The sequence below is a fragment of the Thiohalophilus sp. genome (genome assembly GCF_046483665.1).
Lineage (GTDB): Bacteria > Pseudomonadota > Gammaproteobacteria > UBA6429 > Thiohalophilaceae > Thiohalophilus.
Genome location: NZ_JAWOCR010000040.1, coordinates 24,625 through 39,031, shown reverse-complemented (window position 1 = coordinate 39,031; position 14,407 = coordinate 24,625). Strand labels below are relative to the sequence as shown.

The following is a 14,407-nucleotide window of genomic DNA, read 5'->3' as shown; positions in this document are numbered from 1 at the left end:
TCATTATCAAAACACGCTCTCTACTTCGTCATCTACAGGCACCATACGTACCATATTCAGATGGTCGCTGTTGATAGTCTGCTCTTCTTTGACCGGATGAATCAGTTCCTCGAGACGTTTCTTGGTCGCAAGAAATTCTGGACTGAGGAACTGATCATCGGAACGCGGCTGCGGAACAGGCACCTCGATCACCTCCTGCACTTCCCCGGGATGAGCCTTGAGAACCAGAATGCGGTCAGCCAGATAAATCGCCTCCTCAAGGTCATGGGTAATAAACAATATAGTTACATCAATATTCTTCCAGATCTCCATCAAATAGGCCTGCATTTTGGCGCGGGTCTGGGCATCGAGTGCGCCGAACGGCTCATCCATTAGAAGTATTCGAGGCTGATTAGCCAACGCTCTTGCAATTGCAACGCGCTGCTTCATGCCTCCGGATAACTGATGAGGATAACTATTGACGAATTTAGACAGTCCTATAAGCTCGATCCACTGCAGAGCTTCTCCCTCTGCAGCGACGTTTCCCGCTCCTGTCATTTGTAATCCAAACATGACATTCTCTTTCACTGTCAACCATGGGAACAGGGTATACCCCTGAAACACCATGCCACGATCATGTCCTGGTCCACTTACCGCCCTGTCATCTAATAGCACCTTTCCACTGCTGGCGCTCTCCAGGCCTGCCAGAATTCTTATCAACGTTGACTTTCCGCAACCTGAAGGACCGATAACGCAGACAAATTCACGCTTGTGCACCTTGAAATTGATATCTTTTAACGCAGTTACCTTTCCTTGAGATGTCTCAAAGACTTTACCTAGATTCTTGATTTCAAGAGTTACAGGCCGTTGCTTAATACGTCTGAAACGATCCCTGACCACGTCGGATTGTTCAAGATAACTCGGCAAATTCAAATTTGTCATTTTTTCTCACTCATCCAGTCGATGATTGCTGCCAACGAAACATTCTTTTACCCAACCTGGCGAGGATCATATCCGTCGCCAGACCGATAATTCCTATCATTAGGATAGCTGCATACACATTTTCAAAGTTCTTGTAACGTGCCTGCTGGGTAATAAACCAGGTAATACCAGAGCTCGATCCGATCAGTTCTGCCACAATAAGATATGTCCATGCCCATCCAAGAAGAATACGCAAATCACGATAGACATTAGGCAAGATACCGGGAATAACAACTCTGTATAGCAACCTGGAGCCTTTTCCACCTAACGTCTGCGCTGCTTCCACCAAAGAGTGATCGAGTTTGCGTGTGGTATTGGAGATAATCAGCACCTGCTGGAAGAAAGTGCCGATAAATATAATGGCTATCTTGGGTGCCGCGTGGATTCCCAGTATCGCCACTGCCAGTGCTCCGAAAGCCGGTGCCGGCAGGTAACGGAAAAACTCGACAAACGGCTCTGTTAATCGGGATATCGTACTGTAGGTGCCTGCCAGTATTCCCAGTGGTACACCTATAAGCGAGGAAATGAAAAACCCCCAGAAAATAACCTGGATACTGTCCCACAGGCTTTCATGTAACCACTTCTCATTACGGCGCTTGGGCTCAGTGGTAAACGCGGTATAAAATGCCATCGCCACTTCATGCGGCGCCGGCAAATAAATTGGATTGGCCGGCTCCCCTCTGGGAACAGCCTTTTCTTCCTCTTTTGCTGACTTCAGTTCTCTATCAAAGATTTCCCGATCCAGCAGCATGCCCTGCTTGAGATATGACACGCTGCCCGGATCGGTAATCTCGACTTTCGGGTGCCAGATAAAAGGCACATAACTTACCAGGCTCCACAGCAGAAGCGGAATCAGGAAACTCATTACCGCAAACGTTATACGTTTCTGATACTGCAGATTTTGAAATACAGCCATTTCTGGTTCTACCTTCAGCTGACTTTATTGCATGAAGCCAATATAACGAAGTATTTACATTCCCAGAGTCATAGAGGTGTCGATATAATCATCAATATCCTGTGGTTCTTTGTAGACTTCGTTGTCAACATTAAACTCATCAGATATCTTCGAGGAACCATAAATCGAATCGAACCCGTCACCCTTGACCATGCGCTCCTTTGCTTCTTCAAGTGTCAGGATCCTGGTTCCATCGATAAACCCTTCATACTCTTCCGGTGAAATGCCAACACGGGAAGCCATTATCTCGACAGCATCGTCATGTGTTCCGGCGTTCTTGAGGTAATCCACAATTCGATACCATACTTTCATGACTTTTTTGTACTCGTCACGTCGGTTAGTCCAGCTTTGCGGTGAAGCGGCGAGAACGTCATAAATCAGTCCTGGCTTGTCCGCACTGGTATAGATTGCCTTCGAACCGGGAACCAGCTGCAATGCCTGACCTGAGCTCGGCTGCCATGCCACAATTGCGTCAACCTGACCTGAAGCCAACACCTGCGGTGTTTCATTAGTTGGCACATTGACCAGTTCCACGTCCGCTTCGGTCATGCCATGGTCTTCCAGTGCATTCAATAACAGAAGATGACCCACAAAACCGATTTCTACCCCGACCTTTTTGCCTTCCAGGTCTTTCACCGACTTGATGCCCGGTGCTCCGATGAGCATGTCATTACCGTTGCTGTAATCATTCAACAAAAACATGACACTCTTGGCACCGGTCGCACCGGTCACCAGCGCATCACCGTTAGTCATCCCAACTGCATCCAGTTTGCCCGCGGCGAAAGCATCCATTGAGGCGACATAGTCAAACCACTCAAACTCGACCTCTACGCCTTCTTCCTTGAACCAGCCTTTTTCAATCCCGACCTCCCAGGCTACCCAGCCCGGCCAGTCGCTATAGCCGATCTTCAATGGTTCCGCTGCCTGCGCCGAAGCGCTCACCAGCAAACCGACCAGTACCGCCTGTATTGTTTTCTTTAACCAACTCTTCATAGCATCGTCCCCTAGTATTACGATTTCTGTTTGAAGTAATACGGGACAAGAGCAAGCGCTATGCCAATCCATCATTGCCAATGCTATTCCATATTTATCAATCACTTAAAAAACTAAGTAAATAACCCTGCTTTACCTGCGATCGCACTATATTGGTGCCTGTATTCGGGCAGAGTCTCAACATCGGGCATTTCACTGTGCCCGATATGTTCGCCCGGCTGGGTTCGTCCCCCTGTTATACGGCGTTATCACAAGACATACCGCGGCTGGTCGTCCTGTATTGATCTCACGTCTCCCCGACACCTCAACTGGCATCCACCTTGCACTTCTTTCCAAACTTACTGTGGAGGGAATACCGTGCAATTGAAGCTGTTCAAAACACTCTGGGGATTCGATGGGAACTACACTTCTTCGCTGGAGCAGGCTTTATCAGACGGGTTCGACGGGATCGAGGGACCGGCACCCGGGGCTCAGCGCACCGCAGATCGGTTTCAGCAACAACTTGCAGAGCATCAGCTGGACTATATTGCCGAGATCACAACCGCCGGCAGTTATGTCCCGGATCGCCACGCCACCCTGGAACAGCACCTGGACTCGCTGATCCATAAGCTATCACTCTCCCGCCCTCTCGATCCGCTGTTTGTTACCTGTCTCGGTGGCTGCGATGCCTGGCCTGAATCCCTGAACATCGAATTCTTTGGCCGCGCCATGGAGATAGCCAAACAATTCGAGGTTACCATCAGTTTTGAAACACACCGCGGCAGGGCGCTGTTTAACCCGTGGTTGACGCATAGCATCGTGCAACAACTTCCGGATATGCTACTGACCTGTGATTTCAGTCACTGGTGTGTCGTCTGTGAAAGGCTGGTGGATACCGAGTTCGACATCATTCGTGAACTTGCTCCGCATGCGCATCATATCCATGCGCGGGTCGGCTACGACCAGGGCCCCCAGGTACCGCATCCCGCCGCCCCCGAATACGCCGAGGCTCTTGTCTCCCACCAGGCATGGTGGGAACTGATCTGGAAAAATCAGAAAGACCGGCGTTATGCATTGAGCACCATGACCCCGGAATTTGGCCCGGATGGCTATCTGCACGAGGCACCTTTTACACGGGAACCGGTAGCTGAGCTGCGTGATTTGAATAACTGGATGGCAAGTACCGAACGCGAACATTTCGAAACCTTTTCCAGCTGCCAGTGAAGATGTCTTACTCAGGCAGCTTTGACTTCCGGCGTCTCCTCACGTCCACCCTCAATGATCGCCGCTGTCACTACCAGCACGCCACCGACAATCTCGATCAGAGAAAGCCAGTCTGCGGCATACAAAGCTGCTGACAATACCGCAACGACCAGCTCCATAACAATAATAATGGCAGCCCGTCCGGCCTCGATCTGTGTCACACCCCACTGGGTACCGAAGGTAATCAGAGTCAGCCATACCAACCCATAAAGGGCACTATATAGTGTGACATCAAGGCCATAATCTCCACCCGGCAGATTTGCTACAAACAGGAATCCGCCGATCATCAAACTGCAGCCGACAAACATGGCCGTCACCTTGCTGGTCAATGGCACCCCCGGCGATGCCCGAAATAACAGATTATTCATGGCGAACGCAAAACCGGCGCCAATTGCCATCAAATCGGTCCAGTGCGGCAGTTGCTCGAATACAGCCATAGCTCCCAGGATCAAAAAGGCACCGCCCAGTGAAAACACCACAGTGACGACGCGTTTGGTATCGATCACTTCCCCGAAAAATACCTTGCCACCAATCACACTCCATACCGGTAATAAATAGAACAGGATCATCACCCGAATCACATCGCCATAATACAAAGCAGTTTGAAAGGCTACGTTGGCAAACCCGCCAAACAGTGTAATCAATAGCATCAATGACAGATGTTTGCGCCACTGTCGATGCTGCATCAGGGCAAATGGCAGCATCACCAGGGCACCGGCAAGGAATGCAATGAAAACCAGCGCCGGTCCGCTAATGCCCATGCCATTGAGTAATTTGATTGGTATCCAGGTCAATCCCCAGCCGACAGAGCTTATAAACAGGATGGAAACCGGATAGGAAAGACCCGTCGTCGAACGCATCAGCATCGCTCCTAGCTGTAGAATTCCGGGAATTGTTTACAGGCCCGGAAAAACTGCATGTCATGGTTTGGCCAGATGACCGCCCCGGTGCGCCGGGCAATCTGTTTCAGCTTGCGGATACTGTCGATGGCCATTTGATCCTGATCGTGCCAGCACAGGCCAGGAGCGATTTCCTCACTGAGATTCTCTTCCAGGTCTGCCGCATCCCCGGCCAGCAGAATAGGCGGCCCCTTGGGTAACTCAATCCACATCGACATATGGCCGGCGGTATGCCCCGGCGTCTCGATCGCCCGCACACCCTGACAAAGATCGTATTCGGCCTGTTGCAACTGCCAGCGATAATTACCGTTCAGATCTTCCTGGAAATAGGCGCCATCGGCGGGCTCGCGCGCCGCCTGTAACTCTTTTTCATGGACATGCACTTCCGCGTGGCCCATCTCGCACAGGCCACCGGCATGATCGAAATGCAGGTGGCCACAGAACACCACATCGATATCCTGTGGTTGCAAATCGAGGCGCTGTAACAGGTTCGGCATTCGCTGTTCTTCGCTCATATCCGGCGGTCCAAACGGAAACTCTTCATTTTCATAAAAATGCTGCCGCTGATCAGGCTGGTTAATCTTTCTGTAGTCGCAACCGACGTCGTAGAGGATCCGGCCGTTTTTCGTCTCGATGAGATAAGCGAGGATCGGTGCCTCGATGATCTCATCTTTACCCCGGCCACGGGTGGACAGGGTCTTCTCGTAAAGGTGGGTTCCGGTTAAAAGCGGCCAGAAACGTTGTACCTGTGTCATGCCGGTTCTCCTGCTTGTCTGCCCTGCGGCATTGGCTTTTCCAGCTCAAAGGTCTCGTGCAATTGTGCGGCGATGGCCTGTACCGTCGCATTGATGATCATTGCACCTTTTTCCGCGCTGGCGCCGCTTACCGGAGCCAGCACGCCCGAGCCAGGCACACCGCGACCGTCCTGCGGAAAAACGTCGCATGCACTGAAGGTCGCTGTTGCATCGGGCGGAAACTTCTCTATGGCCACCCGTTCCGGGTGCCAGTGAAGCATCATCGAGGTTTCGATCAGCGCCGCATGTTCCAGGTCAAAACCCGGGAAATCACCGTTGAAGACTTCGTCGAGCACGGCACGGGGACAAAAATCCCAGTACTCTGTGCGTACGATACGCATGCTCCGGTTTTGCGATACCATCTCACGCAATGCCAGTTCGATCGCCTCGGTCAAAAACCACTGGTTTTCATAATGACCATCAAGGACCAGCAGACGCTGCACACCGTGGCGGGCCAGTTCTCGGATGATGTCCTGCACCAGTGCGATCATCGTCTTGCCGTCCAGGCTGGTAGTGCCGGGAAACGTCTGCCCCCCGCCGCAACGGGCCTGTGATTTGTAGCCGTAATTGATCGGCGGCAGTACCAGGGCGTTAATCACCCCGGCCACGGCTTCGCTCATACGACTGGCAAAAATCGCATCGGTCCCCATTGGCAGATGCGGGCCGTGTTGCTCCAGGGCTCCGACCGGCAAAATTACCACTGCTCCGCCACGCACGGCTTCGGCGTAATCCGGCCAGCTCATCAAATCCACACGTCGTTGTTGCATCATTCTGGTTTCCGTTTTGCAGTCAGCGCATCAACGCGCCGCCGTTGGGACTCAACACTTCACCGCAGTAATAACCGGCCTGTTCTGATGCGAGGAACACGGCTGTAGCCGCGATCTCCTCGGGCTTGCCAGCTCGTTTCATTGGTATGTCCATCTCCTGCTCCCATTCATCCGGGTTACTGATCTCCGACTCCAGCATCGGGGTCAGTACCGGTCCGGGGGCAATAGCATTGATGCGAATGTTCGGCGCGAACTCACGGGCCAGCGAGCGGGTCAGGGTAATCACACCGCCCTTGGACGCGGTATAGGGGGCAAAGCGGGCCCGGCCCAGGTAACCGAGTTCCGAGGCGATATTGATAATCACCCCCTCACCTTTGTCCAGCATGCCGGGCAGGATCGCCTGGCAACAATGAAAGACAGATTTCAGATTGGTATCCAGGATGCGATCCCACTCCGCCTCGGCGATCTCAAGAAAAGGTTTCACTATACTAATGCCGGCGTTGTTGACCAGCACGTCGATTCCGCCGAACGTCGCCTGCCCCTGTTCCACCATGGCCCTCACCTCATCACGCCGGCCGACATCGGCCTCGATGGCGAGAGCACCGGTACCCCGGGCCCTGAGTTCATCCACCAGCTGCTCGGCCAGCGGCGCCTGCCGGTAATGGTTGATCACCACGTTGGCACCGGCCTGCGCAAATGCCAGTATCATCGCCCTGCCGATCCCGGTGGCCGCCCCGGTCACCAGTACGGTCTGATTCTCCAGACGAATATCCATGCCGTCAGACGATGCTCAAAAATGAAACGCCGTGCGCGCCGATAAATCCGTCGGCGCGCCCCGGTCCCTGGCCAACATCGCCGTAATCATCTGTTTCGATCCGGCGCAGACGATTGCGATGCAGGGTTTGCCACAGTTCATGATACGGCAGAATCTGCGGATGCCCATTCTCGCCATACAGTTCCCGGTGCAGCTGCGGCAAACGATACCAGGGCGTGGCAACCTGTTCGTGATGTGCGGTGTGATAGCCAAAATTCAGATTAAGCAGGTTCAGCCACGGGAAACGCGTGGAGATTAAATTGGAATAGGTATGGGCTACATCATAGGCCCGGTCCCGGCCCTCCTGCGGCACAGGTTGATCCGCTTGCGCCACCAGGTAACTCTCATAGGTATGGGCAAAGGCATCGGCAATGAACAACGCCTGAATGAACAGCATATAGGCGAGGGCGTAACCCACCAGAGCCCAGGGTGAATAACTGAACAGCAGAGCGAACAGTGCGAGTCGTGTAGCCAGGATGATTAACACGCGTGCCCGATGCTGTTTCAGATGTGGAACGACAAAGGGTCGCACCAGCACCTGATAATGCATGATCAATTCCACGGCCGGGATGTAAACTCTTTCCAGCCCATATACGAGTCCCACCACCCAGCGCGGTGAAAGTTGCAAAAAGGTTTGATAGTCAAAACAGGCCACGTCGGCGCGGTCCCGGTGATGGCGGATGTGCAAATGCCGCACCCGCGCAAACGACGCATAGGCGGCGCCGGTGAGCCAGAGCAGAATTTCGCCGACTCCCCTGTTGAGCCGTTGTGACCTGAAAAGAGTCATGTGTGCCGCTTCGTGCACCAGGTAGGCGCATATCACCAGGGTATGGAACGTCAACAACAGACCCGCGATCCCGCTCAGGATGCCCGGCTTAACCAGCAGGATAAGGCCAAACAGATGCCCGAAAACCGCATAACCCAGCGCCAGGACGTTGGGTACTGCCCCCTCGGGCTCGCGCCACAGCGCTCTCCAGATTGGCAAGTCTTGCTTCATGTCGACATAACCGTGGTTGAAACCTGCCATTCAGGCTGCAAGACTAGTGCCAAATTTAATATTAAATTTACCACTAGATTTGCCAGTAATTAATCAGTAGGCTTGCAATGAAAAGTCCGAACACAATCAGCCAATGACTCAGCGCGACAGGAAACAGCAGGACGTGGAACGACGTCGTTTTGTGGTGGCCCTCAAGGCCATGGATGCTTACTGGCTGCAGTTTTTCAGGGAGCAGGAATTTTACGACCTGAATTATTCAGATCTGTTTACCGAACTCTGGCTACGCGACACACCTGTCCCCAAGACCCGGGCCTGTCATTTCATCAGGCATCTGGGTATACAGACAGCCAAAAAATATATCGATCGGGCGGTAGAGATGGGCTATCTGCTGGAATCGCCCAATCCGCAGGACGGGCGTTCCCGGTTGATCGAGTTATCCCCGCAAATACGCCAGGGGATGGCGAAGTTTTTCGATTATGCGATTAAACAGTTCCGCAACGCACTGGACTAACCCGTACCGTATTGTGCGCGATACTGCTTGACGGCTTCGAGCCGGTCTTCCATGCCGGGCCGGGTTGACAGATATTCGATTAACAATTCAAGCCGAATGATGCTGTGCACCGGGATAGCGTAATTGTTCTCGACTTCCTGAATAGCCGAAAGCTCACCCTTGCCTTTTTCCTGTCGATCCAGGGCGATGACCACGCCCGCGGGCGTCGCGTCGTTGGCCTCGATAATCGCCATTGCCTCACCGATGGCGGTACCAGCGGTAATCACGTCATCAATGATCAGCACCTTGCCCTGCAGAGGGGCGCCGACGATGTCGCCGCCTTCGCCGTGGACCTTGGCTTCCTTGCGATTGAAGGCGTAGGGCACATCCCGATCGTGCTGCTCGGCCAGGGCCACGGCCGTCGCCGCGGCCAACGGTATGCCCTTGTAGGCGGGGCCGAACAGGACGTCGAACTGCACGCCGGAATCCACAATGGTTTGCGCGTAATAGCGCCCTAGCCGCGCCAGAGCCTTGCCACTGTTGAAAAGTCCCGCATTGAAAAAATAAGGACTGACTCGACCTGACTTGAGCGTAAATTCGCCAAAGCGCAATACCTCGCGTTGCAGGGCAAACTCGATAAATTCCTGTTGATAATCACGCATGCGATAAATTCCGGATTATGTGGCTGGGGATTTCGTTCTTCAGGTTGTGTATCATACACCTTTGGTCGTAACCGGTTAAGTATGATGTTCAGAGTGATTACCGCCAACCTCAACGGCATTCGCGCCGCCCAGCGCAAGGGTTTTTTCGAATGGATGAAACGCCAGAAGGCCGATGTCATCTGCATTCAGGAAACCAAGGCGCAGGAACACCAGCTGGACAACAATATTTTTTATCCGCAGGGCTACCACACCTATTATTTCGATGCCCAGAAAAAGGGCTACAGCGGCGTGGCGATCATGAGCCGCCACCGCCCGGACAAGGTCTCCATAGGGCTTGGCTGGGATCATGTCGACAGCGAGGGGCGCTGGATCGAAATCGAGATCGGCAAACTGACCGTCGCCTCACTCTATCTGCCCTCCGGTGCCTCCAGCGAGGAGCGTCACAACAACAAGCTGATCTTCATGGATCGCTTTGCCGAAGACCTGAAGGCCATGCGCCGCCGGCGACGTAATTACATCATCTGCGGCGACTTCAACACCGTGCACAAGGAAATCGACATTAAGAACTGGAAGTCCAATCAGAAAACTTCCGGTGTGACACCAGTGGAACGCGCCTGGCTGGACAACCTGTTCGACAATATCGGCTTTATCGATGCGTTTCGCGAGGTTAATCAAAAACCCGATCAGTATACCTGGTGGTCCAATCGCGGTAATGCCCGCGAGAACAACGTCGGGTGGCGTATCGATTACCAGATCATCACCCCGGGCCTGAAGGGCACCGTCAAAAAAGCCTCGGTGTATAAAAACAAGTGGTTCTCCGACCACGCGCCCTTGACCATCGATTACGACATCGAGATCTGACTTTTTACGGACAGCTCCGGGCAGACAGAACCCTGCGAAATAATTCTCTCGCAAAGGCGCAGAGTCGCAGTAAAACATGCATTTTATTTCTACGTCTTCGCGTCGTGGCGAGAATTATTATTAATCCAGAATATCATCAGTGGACTCTCGCAAAGACGCAGAGCCCGCTAAATCAATAATATTATTGTTTTCTCCGCGCCTCGGCGTCTCTGCGAGAGGAATGGTTTTTTAACTTTTTTCGCTTCACCGCTTATTGCCGGACAGTACCATGTGCTGCTTCGTCCTGAACGCCCAATCCATCAGTCAGGATGACTGAACTGCACTCTCTGAGCACACATTTTATCTCCCCTGTGGTTGTGGCAGCTTCGCCAACCATCATCTATCTTTAATACAGCACATAAAAACAAGTTACCCCTGTAAAGGGTGAACATTTTTGGGGTTATGGCCAAAGAGCCCGCCCGATCGCGGAGCCATCATCCATGCCACAATCCGCAGGAGGAGAGCAGCATGAAGTCACGCGAGGAGCAGGTTACGGAACTCGAGCAGGAATGGGCGCAAAGCCCCCGCTGGCGCGACGTCAACCGGGGCTATTCAGCTGCTGATGTGGTTCGCCTGCGGGGCTCACTGCAGCCGGAATTTACCCTGGCCCGTCAGGGTGCCGAAAAGCTCTGGGCGCTGGTACACGGCGAAGCCAGCAAGGGCTATGTCAACGCTATGGGCGCCATTACCGGCGGCCAGGCCCTGCAACAGGCCAAGGCCGGTATCGAGGCGATCTATCTCTCTGGCTGGCAGGTGGCGGCCGACGGCAACACCTCGGAAACCATGTACCCCGATCAGTCGCTATACGCCTATGATTCGGTCCCGGCAATGGTGCGACGCATCAATAACACCTTCAAACGCGCCGACGAGATCCAGTGGGCACGCGGCGATAATCCCGGTGACGAGGACTATGTCGATTATTTTCTGCCGATCGTAGCCGATGCCGAGGCCGGCTTTGGAGGTGTACTCAATGCGTTTGAATTGATGAAAAACATGATTGCTGCCGGTGCCGCCGGGGTGCATTACGAGGATCAGCTGGCAGCGGTCAAAAAATGTGGTCACATGGGCGGCAAGGTCCTGGTGCCGACCCAGGAGGCAGTGCACAAACTGATTGCCGCGCGTCTGGCTTCTGATGTCTGCAATGTCCCGACCCTGTTACTGGCGCGTACCGACGCCGAGGCAGCCAATCTGTTGACCTCCGATTTTGATCCGAACGACACACCGTTTTTGACCGGCGAGCGCACGAATGAAGGCTTTTACCGGGTAAAAAACGGGCTGGAGCAGGCGATTTCCCGTGGCATCGCCTATGCCCCCTACGCCGATCTGGTCTGGTGCGAAACCGGCACACCGGATCTTGGCTTCGCTCGCGAGTTCGCCGAAGCGGTGCTGGAAAAAAATCCGAACAAGCTGCTGGCCTATAACTGTTCGCCCTCATTTAACTGGAAGAAAAATCTCGATAACAAAACCATCGCCCGCTTTCAGGATGATCTGGCCGAACTCGGTTACAAATATCAGTTCATTACCCTCGCCGGTATTCACAGCATGTGGTTTAACATGTTTGACCTCGCCTATGATTATGCGCGTGGCGAGGGCATGAAACATTATGTGGAAAAAGTGCAGCAACCCGAATTTTCCGCCCGCGAAAAGGGCTATACCTTCGTCTCCCATCAACAGGAGGTCGGGGCCGGTTATTTTGATGATGTCACCTCCACTATCCAGGGCGGCTTCTCTTCGGTGACCGCCCTGACCGGCTCCACCGAAGAAGGGCAGTTCGACGAAACATAAACGATCCGCAGGTAAAGGCATGAGTGTCGACTCCGGTCAGCCATCCAGCTTGCCCGCTTTCTCGCCGGACCCGTCAAAACAGGGGATGGTCGGCGGGCTGGCCGCCATGATCCTGGCCGGCTTTAGTCGACACTTTGCGTTGTTTCGCGAAATAACCCGCGAAGCGCATGACAATTTTATCCGCGGCGACTGGGTCGCCAGTCGCCAGGCGGCCATCCGGCGCATTAGCCTGTACGATCAGCGGGTCCGCGAAACCATCCAGGAATTGCGCGAGCGCTTCGACCCCCAAACACTGCATGCTGCTCCCTGGCAACAGGTCAAATTTCAATACATGGGCCTGCTGTACCGTCATCGCCAGCCTGAACTGGCTGAAACGTTTTATAACTCGGTATTCGTCGGACTGTTCGAACGTCACTTCTACAACAATGATTTTATTTTCGTGCGGCCTTCTATCTCCACCGAGCGGCTGGACAGTGACGATCCGGTCTATCGAAGCTATTACCCCTTGCGCGAGGGTTGGCGTGCCACACTGGAGAAAATCCTCTCCACTTCGGATATTGGCCTGTCTTTCGGCAATCGGCGCCATGATGTGCGCTGTATTACCGAAGCTATCCGCCGACATACCAACCTGCCACGTCGGCTGGCCCAGCACTTCCAGATCCAGATGCTACGCCAGCCTTTTTACCGTAATCGATCGGCTTATCTGGTGGGGCGGGTTATCAACGGTCCGGACCGCTATCCTTTTATTCTGCGTATTCGCCGCAACCAGGACGGCAGCGCCTGTGTGGACAGACTGATCAGCGAGCGTAATGATGTTGCTAACTTGTTCACTTCCGCGCGTGCCTACTTTCTGGTTGATACCGAGATCCCCTCCGCGGTAATCCGCTTCCTGCTGGATTTCCTGCCGGAGAAAACCGCGGCAGACCTGTATACCCAGATCGGTTTTCACAAGCAGGGCAAGGCGGAATTTTATCGCGATTTTCTCGATCATCTGCAGCGCTCATCAGACGCTATTGAAACAGCCCCGGGAAGCAAGGGGATGGTGATGGTGGTTTTTACCCTGCCCTCCTATCCCTATGTTTTCAAATTGATCCGTGACCGGTTTCCACCGCCGAAGAACACTACGCGTCAGAAAGTTATCGATCGCTATCATATGGTCAAGCAGCACGATAGGGTCGGGCGCCTGTCAGACGCCTGGGAATTTTCCTACACCGCATTTCCCGTGGGTCGGTTTACCAAAGACCTGCTTGAGGAACTGCAAACCGAAGCTGCTTCGCAAGTCTCGTTCGAGGGCAACCAGCTGATCATCAAACATCTGTTTATTGAGCGGCGTCTCGAGCCGCTGAATCTGTACCTTGAGCGAACAGATGAAGACGGTACACGTCACGCTCTGCAGGATTACGGGCATGCCATTCATGATATTGCCGTTGCGGGACTATTTCCGGGCGATCTGCTGACCAAGAACTTTGGTATTACCAGTTATGGCCGGGTAATCTTTTACGATTATGACGAAATCATGCCAATGGACGAATGTCATTTTCGGCATATCCCGCCACCGCGCCATCCCGAGGATGAACTGGCGGCCGAACCATGGTATTCCGTTGGTCCCAATGACATTTTCCCCGAGGAATTTGCCATATTCCTGTTCACCGATCCCCGTCAACGTGAATTGTTCACCCGCCTGCATCCGGAACTGCTCGATGCGGATTACTGGCAACAATTGCAGGAACAACTGGCCGAGGGTCAGTTACCGGAATAATTCGTCTTAATTTTTGCTGTTAAATCGTGTACTTGCCGGTTTGCTGATTCAGCCGCAGCTTTGGTGTTACAATGAACCGGTAAAATGTCGAGAATCGAAGCGAGTGCCCTGTGTCGGACCCGGATAAATTAACCAAACAGCATGACAAACTCGTGCACAGCGATAATGTCAAAGTCACATCTCATGTACAGCGAGAGGAAGGTGAATGGTTTATCAACACCGTCATGATCGAGGGAGTAGAGATTCCTTTTCGCTACAAACGCAAGAAAAAATACAGGGATCTCACCGGCGCTCGCGTCAATCTGACCTATTATCCCGATAATCTGAATGTCGCCGGCATGAAAATGGAAATCATGACAGTCGTCCGTATCCGCGTGGCATAAAGACTCA

Annotated in this window: 15 protein-coding genes; 6 read left to right on the top strand and 9 right to left on the bottom strand. The window is 53.3% G+C overall.

The features are described from left to right. Positions 1-6 precede the first annotated feature (6 nt). From R6U90_RS08805 to R6U90_RS08795, 3 genes are read right to left on the bottom strand one after another with little or no spacing between them, the layout of a single operon-like run. Complete coding sequence (locus R6U90_RS08805) at positions 7-921, bottom strand: ABC transporter ATP-binding protein (protein ID WP_410352307.1); 915 nt, start codon at positions 919-921, stop codon at positions 7-9. A gap of 10 nt (positions 922-931) precedes the next feature. Then, positions 932-1,876, bottom strand: a complete 945-nt coding sequence (locus R6U90_RS08800) for an ABC transporter permease (protein ID WP_410352306.1) — start codon at positions 1,874-1,876, stop codon at positions 932-934. Positions 1,877-1,930: 54 nt separating this feature from the next. Next, entirely contained in the window at positions 1,931-2,908 is a 978-nt protein-coding gene (locus R6U90_RS08795; protein ID WP_410352305.1) for an ABC transporter substrate-binding protein, read from the bottom strand. A 357-nt stretch (positions 2,909-3,265) separates the two neighbouring features. On the opposite strand from R6U90_RS08795, the gene R6U90_RS08790 reads away from it, so the two are divergent. Next, positions 3,266-4,111 carry a sugar phosphate isomerase/epimerase family protein gene (locus tag R6U90_RS08790; protein ID WP_410352304.1) on the top strand — a complete coding sequence of 282 codons (846 nt, stop codon included), beginning with the start codon at positions 3,266-3,268 and terminating at the stop codon, positions 4,109-4,111. A gap of 11 nt (positions 4,112-4,122) precedes the next feature. Here R6U90_RS08790 and R6U90_RS08785 read toward each other — a convergent pair whose 3' ends face one another. From R6U90_RS08785 to R6U90_RS08765, 5 genes are read right to left on the bottom strand one after another with little or no spacing between them, the layout of a single operon-like run. Continuing rightward, entirely contained in the window at positions 4,123-5,010 is an 888-nt protein-coding gene (locus R6U90_RS08785) for a DMT family transporter (protein WP_410352303.1), read from the bottom strand. An 11-nt stretch (positions 5,011-5,021) separates the two neighbouring features. Beyond that, positions 5,022-5,804, bottom strand: coding sequence for an N-acyl homoserine lactonase family protein (locus R6U90_RS08780; protein ID WP_410352302.1), 783 nt, complete (start codon positions 5,802-5,804; stop codon positions 5,022-5,024). After that, positions 5,801-6,613 (bottom strand): creatininase, encoded by an 813-nt coding sequence (locus R6U90_RS08775; RefSeq protein WP_410352301.1) that lies wholly within the window; start codon positions 6,611-6,613, stop codon positions 5,801-5,803. The genes R6U90_RS08780 and R6U90_RS08775 overlap by 4 nt, the downstream gene beginning before the upstream one ends. Positions 6,614-6,632: 19 nt before the next feature. After that, positions 6,633-7,385 carry an SDR family NAD(P)-dependent oxidoreductase gene (locus R6U90_RS08770; RefSeq protein WP_410352300.1) on the bottom strand — a complete coding sequence of 251 codons (753 nt, stop codon included), beginning with the start codon at positions 7,383-7,385 and terminating at the stop codon, positions 6,633-6,635. A gap of 4 nt (positions 7,386-7,389) precedes the next feature. Beyond that, positions 7,390-8,451, bottom strand: coding sequence for a fatty acid desaturase family protein (locus R6U90_RS08765; protein ID WP_410352299.1), 1,062 nt, complete (start codon positions 8,449-8,451; stop codon positions 7,390-7,392). Positions 8,452-8,584: 133 nt separating this feature from the next. On the opposite strand from R6U90_RS08765, the gene R6U90_RS08760 reads away from it, so the two are divergent. Further along, the gene (locus R6U90_RS08760; RefSeq protein WP_410352298.1) at positions 8,585-8,932 is read left to right on the top strand and encodes a MarR family transcriptional regulator; all 348 of its coding nucleotides are present in this window, start codon (positions 8,585-8,587) and stop codon (positions 8,930-8,932) included. Here R6U90_RS08760 and pyrE read toward each other — a convergent pair. Then, entirely contained in the window at positions 8,929-9,573 is a 645-nt protein-coding gene (gene pyrE, locus R6U90_RS08755) for an orotate phosphoribosyltransferase (protein ID WP_410352297.1), read from the bottom strand. The two genes, R6U90_RS08760 and pyrE, sit on opposite strands and share 4 nt — an antisense overlap. An 81-nt stretch (positions 9,574-9,654) precedes the next feature. On the opposite strand from pyrE, the gene R6U90_RS08750 reads away from it, so the two are divergent. From R6U90_RS08750 to R6U90_RS08735, 4 genes are all read left to right on the top strand, one after another. After that, positions 9,655-10,434: an exodeoxyribonuclease III gene (locus tag R6U90_RS08750; protein ID WP_410352296.1), complete on the top strand. Its 780-nt coding sequence runs from the start codon at positions 9,655-9,657 to the stop codon at positions 10,432-10,434. 507 nt (positions 10,435-10,941) lie between these two features. Next, positions 10,942-12,258: an isocitrate lyase gene (gene aceA / locus R6U90_RS08745; RefSeq protein WP_410352295.1), complete on the top strand. Its 1,317-nt coding sequence runs from the start codon at positions 10,942-10,944 to the stop codon at positions 12,256-12,258. A gap of 19 nt (positions 12,259-12,277) precedes the next feature. Next, positions 12,278-14,017 carry a bifunctional isocitrate dehydrogenase kinase/phosphatase gene (gene aceK, locus R6U90_RS08740; protein ID WP_410352294.1) on the top strand — a complete coding sequence of 580 codons (1,740 nt, stop codon included), beginning with the start codon at positions 12,278-12,280 and terminating at the stop codon, positions 14,015-14,017. A 110-nt stretch (positions 14,018-14,127) separates the two neighbouring features. After that, a complete protein-coding gene (locus tag R6U90_RS08735) occupies positions 14,128-14,400 on the top strand; it encodes a hypothetical protein (RefSeq protein ID WP_410352293.1) in 273 nt (90 codons plus the stop codon). The last annotated feature ends 7 nt before the right edge of the window (positions 14,401-14,407 follow it).